The organism is Ruegeria sp. CDSB086 (assembly GCF_059611065.1).
This window is the reverse complement of sequence record NZ_JBXWOV010000012.1, coordinates 69881-90495: the sequence shown is the minus strand read 5'-3', so window position 1 is coordinate 90495 and position 20615 is coordinate 69881. Positions and strand designations below refer to the sequence as shown.

The 20615-nt window shown below is 58.5% G+C and carries 21 protein-coding genes; 15 read left to right on the top strand and 6 right to left on the bottom strand.

The window, feature by feature from the left end:
• The first annotated feature begins 162 nt into the window (after positions 1–162).
• Positions 163–1797, top strand: coding sequence for a SulP family inorganic anion transporter (locus AC2FIO_RS20700; protein WP_282120019.1), 1635 nt, complete (start codon positions 163–165; stop codon positions 1795–1797).
• 29 nt (positions 1798–1826) lie between these two features.
• On the opposite strand, the gene AC2FIO_RS20695 is transcribed toward AC2FIO_RS20700, so the two are convergent.
• Both AC2FIO_RS20695 and AC2FIO_RS20690 read right to left on the bottom strand, forming a co-directional pair.
• Positions 1827–2468: a CatB-related O-acetyltransferase gene (locus AC2FIO_RS20695; protein WP_496699804.1), complete on the bottom strand. Its 642-nt coding sequence runs from the start codon at positions 2466–2468 to the stop codon at positions 1827–1829.
• Positions 2468–3073: a flavin reductase family protein gene (locus tag AC2FIO_RS20690; protein WP_108861743.1), complete on the bottom strand. Its 606-nt coding sequence runs from the start codon at positions 3071–3073 to the stop codon at positions 2468–2470. Before AC2FIO_RS20690 ends, AC2FIO_RS20695 begins: the two co-directional genes overlap by 1 nt.
• A gap of 71 nt (positions 3074–3144) precedes the next feature.
• Here AC2FIO_RS20690 and AC2FIO_RS20685 point away from each other — a divergent pair, with 71 nt between their 5' ends.
• The 5 genes from AC2FIO_RS20685 to AC2FIO_RS20665 all read left to right on the top strand — a co-directional run bounded on the left by AC2FIO_RS20685 (position 3145) and on the right by AC2FIO_RS20665 (position 6181).
• Complete coding sequence (locus tag AC2FIO_RS20685; RefSeq protein ID WP_058276957.1) at positions 3145–3639, top strand: GNAT family N-acetyltransferase; 495 nt, start codon at positions 3145–3147, stop codon at positions 3637–3639.
• A 52-nt stretch (positions 3640–3691) separates the two neighbouring features.
• On the top strand, positions 3692–4435 hold the full coding sequence (locus AC2FIO_RS20680; protein ID WP_058272251.1) for an EcsC family protein: 744 nt from the start codon (positions 3692–3694) through the stop codon (positions 4433–4435).
• Positions 4436–4559: 124 nt separating this feature from the next.
• On the top strand, positions 4560–5024 hold the full coding sequence (locus tag AC2FIO_RS20675) for an NUDIX hydrolase (RefSeq protein ID WP_472724204.1): 465 nt from the start codon (positions 4560–4562) through the stop codon (positions 5022–5024).
• Between the two features lie 71 nt (positions 5025–5095).
• The gene (locus AC2FIO_RS20670; protein ID WP_108861745.1) at positions 5096–5539 is read left to right on the top strand and encodes a DUF1178 family protein; all 444 of its coding nucleotides are present in this window, start codon (positions 5096–5098) and stop codon (positions 5537–5539) included.
• 3 nt (positions 5540–5542) lie between these two features.
• A complete protein-coding gene (locus AC2FIO_RS20665) occupies positions 5543–6181 on the top strand; it encodes an SDR family NAD(P)-dependent oxidoreductase (protein WP_496699803.1) in 639 nt (212 codons plus the stop codon).
• Here the strand turns inward: AC2FIO_RS20665 and AC2FIO_RS20660 are convergent.
• A complete protein-coding gene (locus AC2FIO_RS20660) occupies positions 6175–6528 on the bottom strand; it encodes a hypothetical protein (RefSeq protein ID WP_058272247.1) in 354 nt (117 codons plus the stop codon). The two genes, AC2FIO_RS20665 and AC2FIO_RS20660, sit on opposite strands and share 7 nt — an antisense overlap.
• A gap of 165 nt (positions 6529–6693) precedes the next feature.
• On the opposite strand from AC2FIO_RS20660, the gene AC2FIO_RS20655 reads away from it, so the two are divergent.
• The 6 genes from AC2FIO_RS20655 (at position 6694) to AC2FIO_RS20630 (ending at position 15477) form a co-directional block, all read left to right on the top strand.
• Positions 6694–7932, top strand: coding sequence for an aspartate kinase (locus AC2FIO_RS20655; protein ID WP_058272246.1), 1239 nt, complete (start codon positions 6694–6696; stop codon positions 7930–7932).
• 46 nt (positions 7933–7978) lie between these two features.
• Positions 7979–10222: a phosphoenolpyruvate--protein phosphotransferase gene (gene ptsP, locus AC2FIO_RS20650; protein ID WP_113790526.1), complete on the top strand. Its 2244-nt coding sequence runs from the start codon at positions 7979–7981 to the stop codon at positions 10220–10222.
• 117 nt (positions 10223–10339) lie between these two features.
• Positions 10340–11785: a glucose-6-phosphate dehydrogenase gene (zwf, locus tag AC2FIO_RS20645; protein WP_496699802.1), complete on the top strand. Its 1446-nt coding sequence runs from the start codon at positions 10340–10342 to the stop codon at positions 11783–11785.
• A gap of 2 nt (positions 11786–11787) precedes the next feature.
• Positions 11788–13593: a phosphogluconate dehydratase gene (gene edd, locus AC2FIO_RS20640; protein ID WP_496699801.1), complete on the top strand. Its 1806-nt coding sequence runs from the start codon at positions 11788–11790 to the stop codon at positions 13591–13593.
• A 3-nt stretch (positions 13594–13596) separates the two neighbouring features.
• Positions 13597–14229 (top strand): bifunctional 4-hydroxy-2-oxoglutarate aldolase/2-dehydro-3-deoxy-phosphogluconate aldolase, encoded by a 633-nt coding sequence (gene eda, locus AC2FIO_RS20635; protein ID WP_282120010.1) that lies wholly within the window; start codon positions 13597–13599, stop codon positions 14227–14229.
• A gap of 51 nt (positions 14230–14280) precedes the next feature.
• On the top strand, positions 14281–15477 hold the full coding sequence (locus AC2FIO_RS20630) for a pyridoxal-phosphate-dependent aminotransferase family protein (protein WP_496699800.1): 1197 nt from the start codon (positions 14281–14283) through the stop codon (positions 15475–15477).
• Here AC2FIO_RS20630 and AC2FIO_RS20625 read toward each other — a convergent pair.
• A complete protein-coding gene (locus tag AC2FIO_RS20625) occupies positions 15474–16574 on the bottom strand; it encodes a pyridoxal phosphate-dependent aminotransferase (RefSeq protein WP_496699799.1) in 1101 nt (366 codons plus the stop codon). The two genes, AC2FIO_RS20630 and AC2FIO_RS20625, sit on opposite strands and share 4 nt — an antisense overlap.
• Positions 16575–16669: 95 nt before the next feature.
• On the opposite strand from AC2FIO_RS20625, the gene AC2FIO_RS20620 reads away from it, so the two are divergent.
• The 3 genes from AC2FIO_RS20620 (at position 16670) to AC2FIO_RS20610 (ending at position 18956) form a co-directional block, all read left to right on the top strand.
• Positions 16670–17740, top strand: coding sequence for an SMP-30/gluconolactonase/LRE family protein (locus AC2FIO_RS20620; protein ID WP_496699798.1), 1071 nt, complete (start codon positions 16670–16672; stop codon positions 17738–17740).
• Positions 17741–17805: 65 nt separating this feature from the next.
• Positions 17806–18588, top strand: a complete 783-nt coding sequence (locus tag AC2FIO_RS20615; protein ID WP_496699797.1) for a crotonase/enoyl-CoA hydratase family protein — start codon at positions 17806–17808, stop codon at positions 18586–18588.
• Positions 18585–18956, top strand: coding sequence for a VOC family protein (locus AC2FIO_RS20610; RefSeq protein WP_496699796.1), 372 nt, complete (start codon positions 18585–18587; stop codon positions 18954–18956). Before AC2FIO_RS20615 ends, AC2FIO_RS20610 begins: the two co-directional genes overlap by 4 nt.
• Here AC2FIO_RS20610 and AC2FIO_RS20605 read toward each other — a convergent pair.
• Together AC2FIO_RS20605 and AC2FIO_RS20600 are read right to left on the bottom strand one after the other, a co-directional pair.
• Positions 18953–19285 (bottom strand): DnaJ family domain-containing protein, encoded by a 333-nt coding sequence (locus AC2FIO_RS20605; RefSeq protein ID WP_058272237.1) that lies wholly within the window; start codon positions 19283–19285, stop codon positions 18953–18955. The genes AC2FIO_RS20610 and AC2FIO_RS20605 overlap by 4 nt on opposite strands.
• A gap of 39 nt (positions 19286–19324) precedes the next feature.
• Positions 19325–20488, bottom strand: a complete 1164-nt coding sequence (locus AC2FIO_RS20600) for a benzoate/H(+) symporter BenE family transporter (protein ID WP_496699824.1) — start codon at positions 20486–20488, stop codon at positions 19325–19327.
• Positions 20489–20615: the final 127 nt, after the last annotated feature.

The following is a 20615-nucleotide window of genomic DNA, read 5'->3' as shown; positions in this document are numbered from 1 at the left end:
TGGCAGCCGCGGGTTTGGCAAGTGGCTTCAAGGGTTTGTGTAACTTGCTTGCTAGCTATGCGGTTTACGCATATCAGGGTCCCGCTGGGTGCAGTATCTAATGTCAGGTATGACAGGTAAAAGGCATCTTTCGCGCGAACAAACAACCCCACAGGACGTCTCATGCCCCGAGCCATGCTGGCAAGCTTTGCCAATCGTATAGCCAAACCCGATCTCCGCTGGATGCCGGATGAGGGGCTGACCGTCTCGCGCCTGCGGATTGAGCTGTTGTCGGGCCTGACGGTTGCGCTGGCGCTGGTCCCCGAGGCGGTAGCATTTGCCTTTGTCGCAGGTGTGCACCCGTTGGTCGGACTGTATGCCGCGTTCATGGTGGGCTTGATTACAGCGCTGATCGGTGGTCGGCCGGGCATGATCTCCGGCGCAACCGGCGCTCTGGCTGTTGTGATGGTGGCGTTGGTGGCTGAACACGGGGTGGAATACCTTTTCGCCACGGTGGTTCTGATGGGTGTTTTGCAGGTCATTGCAGGCGCGATGCATTGGGGTCGGTTCATCCGACTGGTGCCGCATCCGGTGATGCTGGGGTTTGTGAATGGTCTGGCAATCGTGATTTTCTTGGCGCAGATGGGTCAGTTCAAGGTGCCCGGCACCATGGAAAACACCGGCCACGGCCTAAGCGGCGGTGAATGGCTTTCGGGCCTGCAGCTTTACACGATGTTGGGTCTGGTTGCCCTGACGATGGCCGTTATCTGGGTCATGCCGCGTATCACGCGTATCGTGCCTGCACCATTGGCCGGGATTGTTGTTGTGGCTGCGCTGGTGATTGGTTTTGGACTTGATGTGCCGCGTGTTGGTGATCTGGCCTCAATCGAGGGCGGCCTGCCGGCGTTTCACATCCCGATGGTGCCGCTGAACTGGGAAACCTTTGAGATCATCTTGCCCTACGCTGTCATTCTGGCCGCCATCGGCTTGATTGAATCCCTGCTGACCCTGAATCTCGTTGGTGAAATCACCGGCAAGCGCGGAGGGGCCTCGCAAGAATGCATTGCGCAGGGTGTGTCCAATGTAGCGACTGGATTCTTCGGTGGCATGGGCGGTTGTGCGATGATCGGTCAGTCGATGATCAACGTAAAATCCGGCGGTCGTACCCGCATCGCCGGGATTGCTGCAGCCCTGTTCCTGCTGGTGTTCATCCTGTTCGCCTCACCGCTGATTGAGCAGATTCCGCTGGCCGCGCTGGTTGGTGTGATGTTCATGGTGGTGATCGGGACCTTTGCATGGAACTCGTTCAAAATCATGCGCAAGGTGCCCCTGATGGATGCGTTCGTCATTGTTCTGGTGACTGTTGTGACCGTGATGGAAGACCTTGCGGTTGCCGTGGTTGTCGGTGTGATTGTCTCGGCGCTGGCCTATGCCTGGAACAATGCTAAACGCATTCACGCAGTCACGCGGGACTCGGCCACGGAAGAGGGCGCAAAAGTCTATGAGATTCAGGGGCCTTTATTCTTTGGTTCGTCCGACGGATTCATTGAACTGTTTGATATTCAGAACGACCCTGACACTGTAATCGTGGACTTTGCCGAAAGCCGCGTCGTGGATCAATCCGCGCTGCAGGCCATCGAAAACATCGCTGGAAAATACGAGGCTGCGGGCAAACGCGTCATGCTGCGCCACCTCAGCCGGGATTGCCACAAACTGCTGAACAAGGCCGGCCACCTTATGGTCGATAGCGACGATGACCCGGACTACGAACTGGCGGTCGATTACTCGGTCCGCACAGGTGTGCTGGGCGGGCATTGATTGTAAAAGGCGGCCACTTTGGCCGCCTTTTACTTTGGAGCAATCCGTTCCAATTCTTCAATATTACCAGACAGAAGCGCCTTTTCGGCTTCGGCGATCTTCTCGGCGGGCCAATCCCACCAGTTCAATGCTAAAAGCCGGTCGATGGTGTCCTTTTCGAACCGGAACCGCCGTACTTCGGCAGGGTTCCCGGTAATGATCGCATAGGGCGGTACGTTTCCGCGAACAACAGACCCGGCACCAATAATTGCCCCCGAACCGATCTGCGCACCGGGTAGGATCATTACGCCATAGCCAATCCAGACATCGTGGCCGATGAGAGTGTCGCGCGTGTCCGGCTGAAACCCGGTCATTCCGTCCGAGTCAAACACTGGAAACGGAAAGCACGTCAATCCATCCATTGAATGATTGGCCGATGATGTGATGAAACGTACGCCATGGGCGATCTGACAGAACTTCCCCAGCACCAGCTTTTCTTGCGAAAACGGAAACAGGTAGGGGGCAAGTCGTTGCGCCCAATCGTCTGACGGCTCAAAATCCGATGCGTAGCTGTATTCTCCGGCCTGAAACCTGGGATGGTCAATCGCTTCAGACAGGAAAACTGTGCCCTTGTGATCAGAGCCATCAGGGAGCGTGATCGGGTATCTGCGTAAGGGGTCAGGAAGCGGCATTAGTCATCCGGTCGTGAAAGGCTGAACAGCTCGGTGACTACTGAATAGTCCCGGTACCCAAGCCTTGCCAGCGGTTGGAATGTTGTGACGTCGAACATGCCATCCTTCAGGCAATCGTCGCGCAGATGTACGCCGGTTACTTCTCCGAACACTACCCGATTGGCCTCGCCCGGAAGGGACACGATCTGGGTTAGCTTGCATTCCAGCGCTGCCGGAGCCCCTTCGATCCGGGCGCATGGGATGGTTTCGCATTCCAAGGGTGTCAGGCCTGCATGGCCAAATTCGTCGACATGTTTCGGCAAGCCTGCTGAGCTGGCATTCATTGCGTCGCGATGTGCGTGGGCCACGACGTTTACACAAAACACCCCCGTTGCCTTGATATTGGCAAGACTGTCTTTCGTGCCGTCTTGATCGTGTTTGGTTCCGGTTGAAGCAAACATCACCTGCGGCGGGGTGTAAGCAACGCCGTTGAAAAACGAATACGGAGCCAGATTGTTGATCCCATCTGTGTCACGCGTGGAAATCCAGCCGATCGGTCGTGGCGTGATAATGGCGTTGAACGGATTGTGTGGCAGGCCGTGGCCGTCTTCGGGGCGATAGAACATAAGATCTCCAAGCGTTTGCCCAAGGCGTACCGAAGTGCTAGGGCGATTGCCAGCTAGGAAAAGAGGGCAGGGTGCAGCAGTTCGTGATCAGGCCGGAGGAGCCGGATGATTGGTGGGAGGTCGAGGCACTTTACGACCTGTGCTTTGCGCCGGGGCGTGAAGCGCTGTCCTCGTATCGTCTGCGCGATGATGTTCCACCCGTGTCGGGCCTTTCGCTTGTTGCGCGCGACGGGCAGGGCATTCTGGCCGGGGCGATCCGTTTCTGGCCCGTGCATGTGGGCGATCACGACGCTTTGTTGCTGGGCCCCGTGGCGGTGCACCCGACCCATCAAGGCGAAGGTCTGGGGGGATTCCTGATCCATCAGGGGCTTGAGGCCGGTCGCGAAATAGGCTGGCAAAGGGCGATGCTGGTGGGCGATGCGCCTTATTATGCGCGTTTCGGGTTCACACGACTTTCCGGTGTGGAAATGCCCCCGCCAACAAACCCAGACCGGGTCTTAGGCGCGGAATTGAGCCCCGGTGAATGGTTGAATGTGCGTGGCGAGGTGACCCGCTGGACGCGCTGAGCTATTGAAACCCTGCCGCTCAGCCCCGATGTTTAACGTCAGGAGGGCTTATATGCAGGACGTGCTTCTAGTCGAAAAGCTGGATACCGATGCCGAATTGGATCGGTTGGCCAAGTATTACAGAACCGCCGGAGGTCCCGGCGTTAAACTGTTGAACAGTTTGGGGGGGTCGGCGGAATCGCTACTGGAACAACTTCCTGTATCTGTGCGGGAGGGGCTGACAGGGGCCACCGAACAGGCGCTTTGGCTAGCGATGCACGCAGCCGAGGGTTCGCGTCGCGCCGTTCCGGATCAAAAGCCATGGGTGAACACGGCTGTCGCAACGGCGATGGGGGCGGCCGGTGGCATGGGTGGCGTGTCGACTGCCCTGATGGAATTGCCTGCAACAACGGCCATGCTATTGCGTGCCATTCAGGGTGCGGCGTTCCGCGAAGGGTTCGATCCGTCCGAGGAAGGCGTCAAATTTGATTGCGTTCGGGTCCTGTCTGCAGCCGGACCACTGTCTTTTGACGATGGCGCAGATCTGGGCTTCTTTTCGGTCCGCCTGACGTTGACTGGCCCAGCGATGCAAAAGCTAATTTCAGCGGTAGCGCCGCGTCTGTCCATTGTACTGGGCCAGAAGCTGGCGGCGCAATCGATACCGGTTCTGGGTGCGATCGCAGGTGGTGGTACGAACTACGTCTACACCCGGTACTATCAGCAGGTGGCCCGAGTTCACTTTGGGCTGCGGCGACTGGCAATCGATGCCGATATCCCGCATGAAGATCTGGTTCGGAAGCTGGCTGCCCGCGTTTGAAAACGGCCTAAATGCTTGGAAGAAACCGCACCATATGGTATTCTGACCCCAGCCGGCCGCTAAATGTATAAAAACCTCAAAGGTCGGCGATTGAGGATGAAAGCAGTTTGAAAGGTGGTGCGGCGTGATCGGTGCGAGGCAACCGACGTGTCTGCGGGGAAGCGAACAGCACCTGCGGCTTAAGCATCAATCGGCAGCGCTCTGCTATCGCATCAAACACGGAAAGCTCAGGGTTTTGCTGATCACAACGCGCAAATCCAAGCGCTGGATCATACCGAAGGGCTGGCTGATCGCGGATATGACACCATCGCAAACCGCCAGACGAGAAGCTTGGGAAGAGGCTGGGGTTAAAGGCAATTGCGCAATCAAGCCCATGGGTCGTTTCTCATATTTGAAACCCCGCTCCAGTACGAACCCCGTATTGTGTCTGGTGGATGTCTTTCCCCTCTGTGTTACGTCCATTGCGCCTGAATTTCCTGAACGGGCCCAACGAAAGCGAAAATGGGTTTCGCCTAAAAAAGCGGCCTCTCTGGTGAAATCGCGGGAACTGTCCCTTTTGTTACGCCGTCTTGGCCCGATTCTACACTGAGTCGCCTTGCGAAGGGCTTGATCTTGCCATGTCTGTCGGTATCTATTTGCCTACCGGAAAATGGACGGACCATGATTCAATATTCGCTGAAATGCAGCCGCGACCATACATTTGACAGTTGGTTTCAATCGGCCGCCGCTTACGACAAACTCGCCTCCGCAGGTATGGTGACCTGCGTTGTGTGTGGTGACGCGCAAGTAGATAAGGCTATCATGACCCCTCGCGTTCGTCCGGCCCGCAATGCCCAGACAACTGAACCACAAAGCAAACAAGTGGATGTCGCGACCCCGTCGCCAGATATCGAGAAGGTGCTGGCCGATCTGCGCCGCAAGGTCGAGGAAAACTCGGACTATGTCGGTAAGGATTTTGCCAAAGAAGCGCGTAAGATCCATTTGGGCGATGCGCCCGAACGCGCGATTTATGGCGAGGCCAAGCCCGATGAAGCCAAAGCGCTGATCGAAGACGGTGTGCCGGTTTCGCCGCTTCCATTTCTTCCCACCCGTAAAACGAACTGACCCATGCATATCGTTATCACCGGGGCTAATCGCGGAATTGGGCAAGCTCTGGCAGATCGTTATCGCGCGCAGGGCCATGACGTTACCGGAACCGCACGGGATTCCAGTGCGCAGCTTGTACTGGATGTGACAGACCCGAAGCAGCAGGCTTCTATGGCAGAAGGGCTTGCGGGTCGTCCGGTTGATCTGTTGATCTGCAACGCCGGGGTCTATCTGGACAAAGGCCACGGAATAGACGGCTATCCTGCCGACATGTGGGCGCAGAGTTTTGCGACCAATGTGACGGGCGTGTTTCTAACCGTGCAGGCGCTTTTGCCCAATCTTCGGGCAGCGCAAGGCAAAGTTGTGATCCTGTCGTCGCAGATGGCGTCGCACACACGCGCGCCCGGTGGCAGCTATATTTATCGCGCGTCCAAAGCAGCAGCCCTGAATTTGGGGCGGAATCTGGCCACTGATCTGCGTGCAGATGGTATATCGGTGGGCATCTACCATCCGGGGTGGGTGCAGACGGATATGGGCGGCACTCAGGCTGAGATCACTGTGGATCAGGCAACAAATGGGCTGCTTTGCCGCTTTGAGTCACTGTCACTGGCCACGACCGGGTGTTTTGAAACCTGGGACGGTCAGCCGCACGATTATTGACGTTTCAAAGCCGCCGTGGGGATTTCGTAAACTTCATCGGGGTCGATGAAGACCACTGTCAGGTCACCCCGTGTTTCGTGACTGATCCGGGCCGGTGAGCTGCTGGAGGTCGGTACGCCATCGGTGAAATAGATGCTGCGTACTTCGGCGCCGCCCAGCCCCACTGCCAAGGTCGTGGTCCCATCGTCATGGTGTCGCAGCTCGGCGTGGCAGCTGCTCAGCGCTGCTCCGCCTTTGGCACAGGGCACCGTACCCAGTGCATTCTTGCCGTCGGTTGCAGCCAGCGTTGAGACCTGTGCAAAGGCGGATGAGGATAAAAGGACGAGGGCTGCGGCAGCGCGGATCATGGAGAACCTCTGGGAATAAATGCGAGTTGCAGGCTGACAGCCTCTTGGTCGGTTGTAAAGCGATCAGGTGCGGCCATCCGACTGGTTTTGAACTCTTGCCCTTGCGGCCCCCCTCGCATAAGACGCACGGGACCAGAAATCCAAGGCGCGGAGACACTTGCCCCCATGCCCTTACTCGTGATGAAATTTGGCGGCACTTCGGTGGCCAACCTTGACCGTATCCGCCGCGCAGCCAAGCGCATCGGCGTCGAAGTGGCGAAGGGCTATGACGTGATCGTCATCGTGTCGGCCATGTCCGGCAAGACGAACGAGCTTGTGGGCTGGGTCGATGAAACTTCACCGCTATATGATGCGCGTGAATATGATGCCGTCGTTTCCTCGGGTGAGAATATCACGGCTGGTCTGATGGCGTTGACGCTGCAGGAAATGGATGTCCCGGCACGCAGTTGGCAGGGCTGGCAGGTTCCGCTGATGACCACCAGCGCCCACAGCCAGGCCCGGATCGAAGAAATTCCGACCGATAACCTGAACCAGAAGTTTGGCGAGGGCATGAAGGTTGCCGTTGTCGCCGGGTTCCAGGGCATCAGCCCCGAAGGCCGTATCACGACCTTGGGCCGGGGTGGGTCGGACACCACCGCCGTGGCATTTGCCGCCGCCTTCGGTGCCGAGCGGTGCGACATCTACACGGATGTTGACGGTGTCTATACCACCGACCCGCGCATCTGCGAGAAGGCACGCAAGCTGGACCGTATTTCGTTCGAGGAAATGCTGGAATTGGCCTCGTTGGGGGCAAAGGTGCTGCAAACCCGCTCGGTCGAATTGGCGATGCGGTATAAGGTGAAACTGCGCGTTCTCTCAAGTTTTGAGGAACAATCCGACGAGGCTGGTACGCTGGTCTGCGATGAGGAGGATATCATGGAATCCAATGTTGTGGCCGGTGTGGCCTATTCCCGCGACGAAGCCAAGATGACCGTTGTCTCGGTGGCTGACCGCCCGGGCATCGCGTCGATCATTTTTACCGCGCTTAGCGATGCGGGCGTGAATGTCGATATGATCGTGCAGAACATCTCGGACGAAGGGCGCACGGACATGACCTTTTCCTGCCCCACCGATCAGGTGGCCCGCGCCGAACAGGCATTGCTGGCGATCAAGGATGCGGGTGAGCTGAATTATGCCGAACTGGTCGCGGATCAGGATGTCTGCAAGGTCTCGGTCGTGGGTATCGGTATGCGCTCGCAGTCGGGCGTGGCGGCCAAGATGTTCAAGATACTCTCGGATGAGGGGATCAACATCAAGGTCATTACAACCTCCGAGATAAAAATTTCCGTCCTAGTCGACAGGAAATACATGGAACTTGCTGTTCAGGCACTGCATGATGCCTTTGAATTGGACAAGGCGGCCTGAGCATTTCAGCCAAAGGTCTCGCCTGATTCCGTAATTTGGGTGGGATATGGCGGAAGGCACCGAAACTGAATCCCGCAAGCTGCTGGGGCGGCTGCGCGAAGAGATGGCGAGTGAAGCCGCCGGTCAGGAACGTCTTGACCGGATCACGCATCTGATTGCCGACAGTATTCGGGCCGAGGTGTGCTCGATCTACCTGTTCCGGGATGCCGACACCCTTGAGCTTTGCGCGACTGAAGGGTTGTCGCCAGAGGCGGTTCACAAAACACGTATGCGGTTGGGTGAAGGGCTTGTGGGTCATGTTGCGCAATCCGGCAAGGTTGTGAACACCGCAGACGCGCCTTCGACCAAGGGGTTTCGGTATATGCCGGAAACCGGCGAAGAGAGGTTCTCGTCCTTCATCGGGGTGCCGATCCAGCGTTTGGGTGAAAAGCTGGGCGTACTGGTCGTGCAATCCCGTGATGCGCGCGTGTATTCAGCCGACGAGGTCTATGCTCTGGAAGTGGTCGCCATGGTTCTGGCCGAGATGACCGAGCTTGGTGCCTTTGTGGGCGAGGGCGCAGCGCTTTCACCCCGGCACCAGCAATCGGTGCAATTTGAGGGGGGACCAGCACAGGAAGGATCTGCCGAAGGGCATGTCTGGTTGCATGAGCCCCGTGTTGTCGTCACCAACCCGATTGCCGACGATCCCCACCGCGAACGTGAACGCCTGAACGAGGCCGTGGATGAGCTGCGCGTGGGCGTCGACAAGATGCTTGAGATTTCGCAGGGCGGTGACAAGGAACAATTGCAGGTTCTGGAAGCCTATCGCATGTTCGCCAATTCCAAAGGCTGGATGCGCCGGATGGAAGAGGACATTGCCCTGGGCCTTAGCGCCGAAGCGGCGGTTGAGAAAGAACAGTCGCAAGCGCGGGCGCGCATGGGGCAGGTTACCGACCCCTATCTGCGGGAAAGGCTGGCAGATCTGGATGACCTCAGCAACCGGCTGCTGCGCATTCTGACCGGGCAGGGGGGCACCAACGGGGCCGACCTGCCACCCGATCCGATCCTGGTTGCCCGAAATATCGGGCCTGGGGATCTGTTGGAATATGGTCGCTCGTTGAAAGGGATCGTTCTTGAGGAAGGCTCGGTCGGTAGCCACGCAACGATTGTGGCTCGCGCCCTGGCAATTCCACTGGTGGTTCACGTTGGGCACATCACGACCGAGGCGTTGAACGGAGATCATATTCTGGTTGATGGCGATCAGGGTATGGTCCAACTGCGTCCGGAAGATACGGTTGTCTCTGCGTTTCGCGATAAAATCGCAATGCAGGCTAAAGCGCAGGAACGCTATGCCTCGATCCGCGATACTCCGACAGTGACGCGCGATGGTGAACGGATCAATCTGGTTATGAACGCGGGTCTGATGGCGGATCTGCCGTCGTTGGGCAATTCCGGGGCCGAGGGTGTGGGCCTATTCCGCACCGAGCTTCAGTTCCTGATCCGCAATCAGATGCCCAAGCGGTCCGAGCTTGTGACACAATATCAGCGCGTCATGGATGCTGCTGGCGACATGCGCGTGGTGTTCCGCACACTGGATATCGGGTCGGACAAAGTTCTGCCCTACATGAAGCACGTCGAAGAGCCCAACCCGGCTTTGGGCTGGCGCGCTATTCGCGTTGGTCTGGATAAGCGCGGCGTTATGCGGATGCAGTTGCAGGCGTTGATGCGTGCAGCCAATGGGCGGCCTTTGACAATCATGTTCCCGTTTGTGGCGCAGGCCGAAGAATACCGTGAGGCACGTTGGGAAGTGAACAAGACCATCGAACGCGAAAAGCGCCTTGGTCATGTGCTGCCAGAATCGATCGAAGTTGGCGCAATGCTGGAAACGCCGTCTCTCGCCTTTGCCCCGCAGAAGTTCTTTGACGAGGTCGATTTCGTCTCGATCGGGGGCAACGACCTGAAACAGTTCTTTTTTGCCGCTGACCGCGAAAACGAGCTGGTGCGTCGACGCTATGACACGCTGAATGTCAGCTTCCTGACCTTCATCGAACGGATTGTCGAACGCTGCAATATCTCGAACACGCCGTTGTCTTTCTGTGGCGAGGATGCCGGGCGACCGGTTGAGGCGCTTTGTCTGGCAGCCATGGGTATTCGGACCCTGTCTATGCGCCCTGCGTCGATAGGCCCGGTCAAAAGCGTGCTGTTGCGCGCCGATCTGCAGTCACTGCGTAAGATCATCGCTGACGCCCGCCATCGTGGAGACCAATCGGTTCGATCCTCGGTAATGGAGTGGTTGCGGAATCAGGGTTGATTTTCCAGTTGCGCTTCCCTATTCAGTGCCTGAATGTTAGCGGTAACAATGCTTGCATCACAAGGACCAGTGATAACTGCGTCTGAGTGATGCCAGCAGATTTGAAGGAGCCCATAGATGGTTTCACGCGTAATCCCGGTAGACCCGTTCGATCTGGTGCTATTCGGCGCGACCGGCGATCTGGCGCAGCGCAAGATCTTGCCCGGGCTCTATCATCGGTTCGAAGTCGGCCAGATGCCCGAAGACGCAAAGATCATCGGCACGGCGCGGTCCGACATGAACAGTGACGGGTTCCGTGACCAAATACGCGCCTCGATGAAAGAATTTGCGCCTGCGTTCAAAAAGGACGTTCTGGATCAGTTTCTAAGCCATGTTGAATATGTTCCCGTTGACGCAATGGGGGACTCCGGCTGGAAAGACCTTGCCAAAACCTTGCGTCCTGACGTTGTGCGCGCGTTCTACCTGTCAGTTGGCCCCAGCCTTTTCTCTGGCATCGCAAAACGACTGAGCGATCATGGCATGGCGACGCCCGACAGCCGTATCGTGGTCGAAAAACCCTTTGGCCACGACCTCGCCTCGGCCAAGGCGCTGAACTCCGGGCTGCGAGCCTGCTTTGAAGAGCATCAGATATATCGGATCGACCACTATTTGGGAAAGGAAACGGTGCAGAACCTTATGGCGCTGCGCTTTGCCAATTCCCTGTTTGAACCTCTCTGGAACGCGACGCATGTCGATCATGTTCAGATTACAGTGGCAGAGACTGTTGGCGTCGAAGGGCGCGGAGCCTATTACGATCAGTCCGGTGCGATGCGGGACATGGTGCAGAACCACCTTGTTCAACTTCTGTGCCTGACTGCGATGGAACCTCCGTCCAAATTTTCGCCCAACGCTGTGCGTGATGAGAAAGTCAAGGTGATTGAGGCGCTGGAGCCCGTTGCGCCGTCTGACATCGCACGCGGTCAATATCGTTCGAGCAAGGGCGGCGACGGTTACTTGGATCATGTTGGCAACCCCGCGAGCCGCACCGAAAGCTACATCGCTCTAAAGGCCCATATCGGCAATTGGCGCTGGGCCAGTGTGCCGTTCTATTTGCGAACTGGAAAACGCCTGCGGGCTCGCGAATCCGAAATCGCGGTGTTTTTCCGGGATCCGCCGCATACGATTTTCCCCAATGTCGGCCCGCTGCACGGCAACGTGCTGGTGATCCGCCTGCAACCGGACGAAGGTATTACCCTGCGCACGACGATCAAAGAACCGGGGCAGGGCGGGTTCCGCCTGTCAGATGTTGCGCTGGACATGAGTTTTGCCGAGGCGCTTGGGGATGAGGCGCAATCGCCGGACGCCTATGAACGTCTGGTAATGGATGTCATTCGCGGCGACCAAACCCTGTTCATGCGCGGCGACGAAGCCGAAGCCGCCTGGGCCTGGGTTGATCCCATTATTCACAGTTGGGAAGAGCGTGGAGATCGCCCCGCAAAATATGATCAGGGTAGTTCCGGCCCAGAAGAAGCACTGATGCTGATGCATCGCGATGGGCGCCGCTGGCGTCAGATCGGAGGATAATCATGGTTAATACAGTCATCACCGACGTCACTCAACGCATCATCGACCGCAGCGCCGGACTGCGCGGCCCGCATATTGAGCGTATGGAGCATGCCCGATCCAAAGGACCAGCGCGCGCGCATTTGTCTTGCAGCGGTCAAGCCCATGCCTATGCCGGTGCGGGCGAGGATCAGCAAGCTATGGCCACTGATACGGCCGGTAATCTGGGCATCGTCACCGCCTATAACGACATGCTTTCCGCCCACCAGCCGTTCGAGCGTTATCCCGGCCTGATCCGCGATGCGATCCGAGCCGCAGGTGGCACTGCACAAGTTGCGGGTGGCGTGCCAGCCATGTGTGACGGTGTCACCCAAGGCGAGGCGGGGATGGAGTTGTCTCTGTTTTCGCGTGACGTCATTGCCCTGGCGACCGGAGTGGCGCTGAGCCATAACACCTACGATGCGGCCGTTTTCCTGGGCGTCTGTGACAAGATCGTACCCGGTTTGATTATCGGCGCACAGGCGTTCGGCCACCTGCCCGCTGTGTTCCTGCCAGCCGGACCGATGACCAGCGGTCTGCCCAACGATGAAAAAGCCAAGATTCGCCAGAAATTTGCCGCAGGAGAGATCGGCCGTGACGAGCTTATGGCCGCTGAAATGGCCGCGTATCACGGACCGGGCACTTGTACTTTTTATGGCACCGCGAACACCAATCAGATGCTGATGGAATTTATGGGTCTGCACCTGCCAGGCTCCAGCTTTGTGAATCCCAACACGCCTCTGCGGGATGCGCTGACCGAGGAAGGTGCGCGCCGCGCCCTGTCGCTGAGTGCGCTGGGCAACCACTATACACCAGTCTATCAGGTACTGGATGAGCGTGCGTTTGTGAACGGCATCGTGGGTCTGATGGCCACGGGTGGGTCGACCAACCTGCTGATCCATTTGATCGCAATGGCGCGGGCAGGTGGTATCGTGTTGGATTGGCAGGATTTTTCTGACATTTCCGCCGTGGTGCCTTTGGTTGCTCGGGTTTATCCGAACGGTCTGGCAGACGTGAACCACTTCCACGCAGCGGGTGGTCTTGGGTACTGCATTGGAACGCTACTGGAAGACGGGCTGCTGCACCCCGACACTCTAACCGTCGCAGGGCAGGGGCTGCAGAATTATACCAAAGAACCGAAGCTGAAGAACGGTGAACTGGTTTGGGAAGACGGGGCTGGCCACAGTCTGAACGAAAAAATCGTCCGTCCGGCGAAAGACCCGTTCCAACCCACTGGTGGGTTGTCGCGTCTGACCGGCAATCTGGGCACCGGCGTGATGAAGGTTTCGGCCGTCGCCCCGGAACATCAGGTTGTCGAAGCGCCTGCACGCGTGTTCCATGATCAGGACGAAGCAAAAGCCGCGTTCAAGGCCGGAGAGTTCACCGGCGATGTCATCGTTGTTGTCCGGTTCCAGGGACCCAAAGCAAATGGCATGCCCGAGCTTCACTCGCTGACGCCGATCCTGTCGATCTTGCAGGGCCGCGGGCAAAAGGTGGCGCTTGTAACCGATGGTCGTATGTCCGGCGCGTCCGGCAAAGTCCCTGCGGCGATCCATGTCTGCCCCGAGGCGCTGGATGGCGGGCCGATCGCTTACCTGCAGGATGGCGACATCTTGCGCGTCGATGCGGTGAAGGGTGAGTTGGAGATTCTGACCCCCGGGGTTCTGGACCGTGCCCCTGCCACTGCTGATCTGTCGGCCAACCAACACGGCGTGGGGCGTGACCTGTTCGCTACCTTCCGCCAAAACGTCGGATCAGCAGACACCGGCGCCAGTATTTTCGGAGTTTGACCCATGTCCAAAACCCAACGCACGCGTGAAATCTGCGCACTTGCGCCCATTGTTCCTGTCCTTGTCGTCGATGATGCGGCTCAGGCGCGCTCTTTGGCCGAGGCGCTTGTCGCAGGTGGCCTCCCCGCGCTTGAGGTTACTCTGCGCACACCCGCCGCGCTGGACGCGATCCGCGCGATGGCGGATGTTCCGGGCGGCGTCGTCGGCGCAGGAACTTTGGTGACGCCCGAAGATGTGCGCGCCGCGAAAGAGGCAGGCGCGCAATTCGGGGTCTCGCCCGGTGCCACCGACATTCTGATCGCGGCTTGCGAGGCCGAAGGCTTGCCCTTGTTGCCCGGCGCCGCCACAGCCAGTGAGGCGATGCGTCTGTTGGAAAAGGGCTATGACATGCTCAAGTTCTTCCCGGCCGAAGCATCGGGTGGTGCACCGGCGTTGAAGGCGATCGGCGCACCGTTGCCGCAAATCAAGTTTTGTCCGACCGGTGGTGTGTCGCCCGAAAATGCAAAGAATTACCTGTCCTTGTCCAATGTGGTTTGCGCGGGCGGAAGCTGGGTTGCGCCGAAAAAGATGGTCATTGATGGGGATTGGGCCGGTATCGAAAACCTTGCGCGCGCGGCCTCCAAGCTGATGGATTGACGCCGCTTAAAGCTGCGCTAGGGTGGGCGTCAATTCATACAGGTTGATCCCATGACAAACTCCATTTCCCTGGCGCAAGGGCGCGAATATCTGGCGATTCCAGGACCTTCGGTCATTCCAGACGCGGTGTTGCAAGCCATGCACCGCCCGTCACCGAATATCTACGAGGGCGAGCTGATCGAGATGATGCCGTCGCTGACCCGCGATCTGTGTCGCGTGGCGCGGACCGAGCATAGCGTTGCTATCTATATCTCTAACGGCCACGGAACGTGGGAAGCCGCGCTGTCCAACGTCATCGCACCCGGTGAAACGGTTCTAGCCCCCGCATCTGGCCGATTTACCCATGGCTGGGCCGAGATGGCCGAGGGCATCGGCGCCAACGTTCAATTAATCGACTTCGGCTCGTCCTCGGCGTGGGATTTTGACCGTATTGCCGAGGCATTGCGTGACGACAAAGCCCACATGATCAAGGCGGTACTTGCCGTTCATGTGGACACCTCAAGTTCAATCCGGAACGACATTCCAGCACTACGCGCCTTGTTGGACGATCTGGACCACCCGGCGCTTTTGATGGCGGATTGCATTGCCTCGCTGGGGTGTGACCGGTTCGAAATGGATGCCTGGGGCGTCGACGTCACAGTTACGGCCTGCCAGAAGGGGCTGATGACACCCGCTGGCACCGGCTTTGTCTTCTTCAATGACAAGGCACAGGCCAAACGGGCCGCTATGCCACGAGTTTCCCAGTATTGGGACTGGCAGCCACGATACAACCCCGAGTTGTTCTATCAGTATTTCAACGGCACCGCGCCAACCCATCACCTCTACGGTTTGCGCGCGGCCTTGGACATGATCCATGCCGAAGGGATGGAGCAGGTTTGGGCGCGTCACGAGCGCCTTGCCACGGCCATCTGGGAAGCATGTGAAACCTGGGCGCAAGGTGACGCGCTGCATCTGAATGTTGCGGAGCGTCAACATCGCAGCCATGCTGTCACCGCCTTGCGACTAACCGAGGGACGCGGCACGCCATTGCGCGAGTTCACTGAAAACCAAATGGGGTTGACCCTTGGTATTGGTCTGGGGATGGACGACTGGGAAGGATGCTTCCGTCTTGGCCATATGGGTCACGTCAACGGCCAGATGGTTATGGCTACTTTGGGCGGTGTGGAAACAGCCTTGGCCGCGCTGGATATCCCTCGCGGCAACGGCGCGTTAGAAGCTGCAGCTGCGGTGCTTGCGTCGAAGACCTAACGCCGCGCCTCGGCAAGCGCTTTTGGCAATGCTGTGGCAAAGGCATCCAGATCGGCTGCCTCGCCACAGCTGACGCGGATGCAGCGATTTTGCGGTGCGGCAAAGGGCATACGCACGAAAATGCCCTGCGCAACCAGCGAGTCCAGAACCGCCTTGGCAAAGGCCCCATCCTTCCCGCAATCAATGGCAACGAAGTTGGTGGCCGAGGGCAAGGGCGCCAAACCATTCTCTCGTGCAATATGGCCAATCCGGTCACGCGCTTCGGTAATCTTGGTCTGAACATTATTTAGCCACTCGGCATCATTCAGTGCGGCCAGCGCACCGGCCTGCGCGGCTCGGTTCATTCCGAAATGGTTGCGCACCTTGTTGAAAGCTGAAATCAGGCCGGGTGCGCCTATGGCATAGCCAACCCGCGCGCCCGCCATGCCATACACCTTGGAAAAAGTTCGCATCCGGATCACCCGCGGATCGTCTGCTGCCACAGGGGCGGCGGTGCCTTCAGGCGCACATTCCACATAGGCCTCGTCCAATACAAGCAAGCACCCGTCGGGCAGATCGTCCAGCGCCGCCACGATATCCGCTCCGGAATGCCAGCTACCCATCGGGTTGTCAGGATTGGCCAGATACACCAGCTTGGCATCCACTTCACCCGCCTTGGCAAACAGCGCCGCCGGATCCTCGTGGTCGTCGCGATACGGCACTTTGTGGAGCGTTCCGCCGAACCCAGCCACATGGTAGTTGAAGGTCGGGTATGCCCCATCTGAGGTGACAACCGCGTCTCCGGATCCGACCAGTAGCCGCACCAGGTAACCCAACAGCCCGTCGATGCCTTCGCCAACCACGATGTTTTCCGGCCCGATTCCATGGTGATCCGCCAATGCAGCGCGCAGATCGTGGTTTTCCGGATCGCCATACATCCAGATCCCCGTTTCTGCCATTGCCGCTATGGCGTGCGGAGAGGGTCCAAACACGCTTTCATTTGCGCCCAGCCGCGCCACAAATGGCGCGCCACGCTGGCGTTCCTGCGTTTCGGGGCCAACAAACGGCACGGTTGCAGGCAGGGATTTGGCAAGCGGGGTATAGCGTGGCTCTGTCATGGGGGCAGATAAACGTAAGGTCATACGACAGGCAAGCTTGCGTTGCAGGATGCTGCTCCGCATTGTTCGCGTAACGATTAAAGGGAGGAGCGCGCATGCGCATTGTTTTGGGCTTGTTGATTGTCGGCCTCGCCTATCTGGTTTTCTGGCCGGTCCCGGTTCAACCGGTGGCATGGACCCCACCCGAAGCACCGGGTTTCACTGGTGACTTCGCGGAGAACAATACGTTGGACCAGCTGGAGCTGATCTCGTTGCCTGACGGTGAGAAAGGCCCCGAAGACATTGCCATCATGCCGGGCGGGTCCGTGTACACGACCAGCTTGTCCGGGGCACTGTACCGAATAGACGACGAGGTCCCGGTGAAAGTTGACGATCTCGGCGGTCGGCCCTTGGGGCTGACGGTCGGTCCGGATGGGGTGCTTTATATCGCCGACAGTTTCCGCGGCATCATGCGATGGACAGGCCCCGGTACGCTGCAGCCAGTGGTGTCCGAGATAAACGGCGCGCCGGTGATCTATGCAAATCAATTGGACGTGGCGAAGGATGGGACGATCTATTTCTCAAACTCGTCCGATCGGTTCGATCCCGAAACGATGGGCGGGACCAAACCGACTTCGGTACTGACCATCTGGGAGCAATCGGACACAGGTTACGTTGCCCGTCACGCGCCCGATGGCACGACCGAGAAACTGGCCGAAGGCTTTGTCTACACAAACGGCGTCGCGTTGTCGCCGGGTGAGGATTTTCTGCTGATCGCCGAAACCGGGCGCGCCCGGGTGCACAAGCTTTGGCTGACAGGCCCGAAGGCCGGGCAGCAAGAGGTCCTGATGGACAATCTCCCAGGCTATCCCGACAACATCGAGGCACAGGGTGATGGTACGTATTGGATGGCCTTTGCCAGCCCGCGCGTGCCAAGCGAGGCACTGATGCCATACCCGTTCTTGCGCAAGGTGATCTGGCGACTGGGACCGACGGTGCGGCCTGCGCCGATCCATCGCGGGATGATGGTGCAGTTTGACGGCGACGGGAACATCCTGCAGACCTTGCAAGACCCCGGGGGTCGGTTGGGCATCACCACGGGTGGCAAGGTGGCCGGAGGACATTTCTACGTCATGACATTGGATTCGCCCTGGTTCGGGCGCATGCCTGCGTCAAATCTGCCCTAACGTTGAGGTGGAACTGCCTGATCCATCGGGGCATTGTACCCCTAACCGGAATTGAGAGGCCTGAGATGTCACGAGTATCCGTCGAATACAAAAATCACATCGCGCACGTAACTCTGACGCGCGGCGACAAGATGAATGCGCTGGATGATGCGATGATAAAGGCCGTCATTTCTGCGGGGCAGGAGGTCGCTGCCTCGGATGCCCGTGCGGTGGTGCTATCGGGTGAAGGCAAAAGCTTTTGCGCGGGTCTGGACATGGCCAGCTTTGCGAGCATGGCGCAAACGGACCCGACCGAATGGTTGATGACCCGCAGCCACAAGGACGCCAATGAGGTGCAGGAAGTTGCCCTGGTTTGGCAACGCGTGCCCGTTCCCGTCATTTGTGCCATTCAGGGTGTTGCTTATGGCGGCGGTTTGCAACTTGCGCTGGGCGCCGACATCCGGATAGCACATCCCGAGGCTAAACTCGCCGTGATGGAGATGAAGTGGGGCCTGATCCCCGACATGGGCGGTATGGTTTTGCTGCCAAAGCTGGTCCGGTCGGACGTTTTACGCCTGTTGACCTATTCGGCCCGCCCCATCGGTGCCGCGCAGGCAGCGGACTGGGGGCTGGTTACCAAGCTGTCGGATGACCCACTGACCGAGTCATTGGCCTTGGCCGAAGACATCGCTGGTCAAAGCCCTTCGGCCATCCGCGCGGCCAAGCGCCTGATCGAGGTTGCGGAAGCCAAACCCCGCACAGAGGTGCTGCTGGAGGAGTCGTCAGAGCAGGCGGAACTGATCGGCAAACCGGACCAGATGGAAGTCATCGCGGCGAATTTGCAAGGTCGCAAGCCAGAGTTCAAATGATCTCGGCACCTGTCACACGGTTGATCCTGTACACCAAAGACATCGACAAGATGGTACATTTCTATAAGACGCATTTTGGTTATGCAGCCCGCCAACTGGAAGGGGACCGGATTGTAGAGCTTGTGCCGGACGAGGACGGGCTGCGCCTGTTGTTGCATCCGGCCAGCAAGGCCGCCCGTCAGGGGCAAGCGGCGGTCAAAATCGTTTTTGATGTCGCGGACGTTGCCGAGTTTTGCAAACAAGCCGCGCAGCACGGGCTGAAATTCGGTCCGATCCACTCGGCGGATGGCTACAGTTTCGCGAATGCCAAGGATCCGTCGGGAAACTCGATTTCCGTGTCCAGCAGGGCATTTGCACCCGGCAATTAACGAATAAAAGCCCGTCGTGCATCACGGGCCATATTGTATCGCATCTCAAGCTCAGCGATCTTAGCCATAGTCACCTTACGCTCGTCAGCGTCGGACTGCGACGCATAGGTTTTGCGCGCGGCATCTAATTCTTTCTTGATGCTGAACTCTTCGGGCAGAACGCCTGCTTGCGCCATGATCCGATGACCGGCGGCGACGGCCGGATCGGTCTGAGCCTCGGACGAACGGTCAGGCAGCGGCTGGCCTTCGCCCTCCAGCCCCTCTAGCTGACCTTCGGCTTGCGCCTTTTTGATCTGGCGTTCGACCAGTTTTCCGAGCGATCCAAACATAGGTTCATAGTACCCGACCAGCACAGCGGGGGAAAGCTGTCATCTGGATCGGTTGGTAACCAGATAGGCGATACCACCTGCGGCCAAACCCCAGACTGCAGCGCCCAGGCCGAAGACGGTGATTCCTGATGCGGTGATGGCGAATGTCAGAATCGCCGCTTCGCGTTCGGCGGGAACCTCTAATGCGGCAAAGGTCGCGTTTGCCATCACACCGATCAGGGCAATGCCGGTCAGTGTACCCATGAGCAATGGGTCGGCGTGGGCCGCGAACCCGGTGATCGCCACGGCAAAGACGCCAAAGACGCAGTAAAACAGGCCTGCCATAACCGCAGACCAGTAACGCTGGTTCGGGTCCGGGTCGCTGTCTTCGTTTGAACACATCGCAGCAGTAATTGCGGCAAGGCACGTGGCCGGAGCGCCAAAGGGGGCAGACAGAATACTGGCTCCTCCGACGGCGGAGAACAGCTTTCCAGCAATTGGCGTATACCCAAAGCTGCGCATGACGGCGATGCCGGGGATGTTTTGCGTAGCCATGGTGACGATGAACAGGGGGATGCCGATCCCGATCGCCGATGCGATCGAAAATGTCGGGAAGGTCCAGACAGGGGCGGCGACAAGATTCTCGGGCCGGACCGAACTGTCACCGGCGTTAAGAACAACGACAATTGCCGCGGCGACCACTGCGGCAGGAACTGCGATCAACCGATTGATCCGCCCGGCGATAAACCACGTCAAAATGACCGGCAGCGCTTGCCAGGGCAGCTCAACTGCCGCCTTGAACGGAATGATGCACAAGGGCAGCAAAACCCCGCCCAGCATGGCCTGTGCAAGTGTTGTCGGGATTGCGGCCGCAAGCCGTCCAAGCGGACGCCACAATCCGGCAACAACAGTCAGGGCTCCGGCGCAAAGAAATGCACCAACTGCATCAGAAAATCCGACCAATGGGGTCGCTGAGACCGCCAGCAGAGCGGCACCAGGTGTTGACCATGCCACGCTGATCGGCTGCCGGTACCAAAGGCTGACCACAATCGCCGTCACCCCCATTGCAACCGCGGCCATCATCAAACCCGAGGCCGCCTCAGCCTCCGAGGCGCCCATTGCAATAAGGCCCTGCAGCACGATCGGGAAAGAGCTGAAAAAGCCGACAACGGCCACCACAAGGCCAGTCGAAATTGTCTGCACAGGAGGGAAAGGGCGCACCATGACTTCCTCGGAGTTGTCTGCAGAGATTGCTAACAATCGCAAGCGGATAGAAACAAGGTGAAATACGTCACCGAACAAAAAAACCCGCCGGGTGAGCGGCGGGTGTTAGATTTTGAGTATTTGCGAA

What these genes read in the sequence shown, in the direction of transcription:
- AC2FIO_RS20700 (WP_282120019.1), top strand. Translation starts at nt 163, where the DNA reads ATGCCCCGAGCCATGCTGGCAAGCTTTGCCAATCGTATAGCCAAACCC.
- AC2FIO_RS20695 (WP_496699804.1), bottom strand. Translation starts at nt 2,468, where the DNA reads ATGCCGCTTCCTGACCCCTTACGCAGATACCCGATCACGCTCCCTGAT.
- AC2FIO_RS20690 (WP_108861743.1), bottom strand. Translation starts at nt 3,073, where the DNA reads ATGTTCTATCGCCCCGAAGACGGCCACGGCCTGCCACACAATCCGTTC.
- AC2FIO_RS20680 (WP_058272251.1), top strand. Translation starts at nt 3,692, where the DNA reads ATGCAGGACGTGCTTCTAGTCGAAAAGCTGGATACCGATGCCGAATTG.
- AC2FIO_RS20670 (WP_108861745.1), top strand. Translation starts at nt 5,096, where the DNA reads ATGATTCAATATTCGCTGAAATGCAGCCGCGACCATACATTTGACAGT.
- AC2FIO_RS20665 (WP_496699803.1), top strand. Translation starts at nt 5,543, where the DNA reads ATGCATATCGTTATCACCGGGGCTAATCGCGGAATTGGGCAAGCTCTG.
- AC2FIO_RS20660 (WP_058272247.1), bottom strand. Translation starts at nt 6,528, where the DNA reads ATGATCCGCGCTGCCGCAGCCCTCGTCCTTTTATCCTCATCCGCCTTT.
- AC2FIO_RS20655 (WP_058272246.1), top strand. Translation starts at nt 6,694, where the DNA reads ATGCCCTTACTCGTGATGAAATTTGGCGGCACTTCGGTGGCCAACCTT.
- ptsP (WP_113790526.1), top strand. Translation starts at nt 7,979, where the DNA reads ATGGCGGAAGGCACCGAAACTGAATCCCGCAAGCTGCTGGGGCGGCTG.
- zwf (WP_496699802.1), top strand. Translation starts at nt 10,340, where the DNA reads ATGGTTTCACGCGTAATCCCGGTAGACCCGTTCGATCTGGTGCTATTC.
- edd (WP_496699801.1), top strand. Translation starts at nt 11,788, where the DNA reads ATGGTTAATACAGTCATCACCGACGTCACTCAACGCATCATCGACCGC.
- eda (WP_282120010.1), top strand. Translation starts at nt 13,597, where the DNA reads ATGTCCAAAACCCAACGCACGCGTGAAATCTGCGCACTTGCGCCCATT.
- AC2FIO_RS20630 (WP_496699800.1), top strand. Translation starts at nt 14,281, where the DNA reads ATGACAAACTCCATTTCCCTGGCGCAAGGGCGCGAATATCTGGCGATT.
- AC2FIO_RS20625 (WP_496699799.1), bottom strand. Translation starts at nt 16,574, where the DNA reads ATGACAGAGCCACGCTATACCCCGCTTGCCAAATCCCTGCCTGCAACC.
- AC2FIO_RS20620 (WP_496699798.1), top strand. Translation starts at nt 16,670, where the DNA reads ATGCGCATTGTTTTGGGCTTGTTGATTGTCGGCCTCGCCTATCTGGTT.
- AC2FIO_RS20615 (WP_496699797.1), top strand. Translation starts at nt 17,806, where the DNA reads ATGTCACGAGTATCCGTCGAATACAAAAATCACATCGCGCACGTAACT.
- AC2FIO_RS20610 (WP_496699796.1), top strand. Translation starts at nt 18,585, where the DNA reads ATGATCTCGGCACCTGTCACACGGTTGATCCTGTACACCAAAGACATC.
- AC2FIO_RS20605 (WP_058272237.1), bottom strand. Translation starts at nt 19,285, where the DNA reads ATGTTTGGATCGCTCGGAAAACTGGTCGAACGCCAGATCAAAAAGGCG.
- AC2FIO_RS20600 (WP_496699824.1), bottom strand. Translation starts at nt 20,488, where the DNA reads ATGGTGCGCCCTTTCCCTCCTGTGCAGACAATTTCGACTGGCCTTGTG.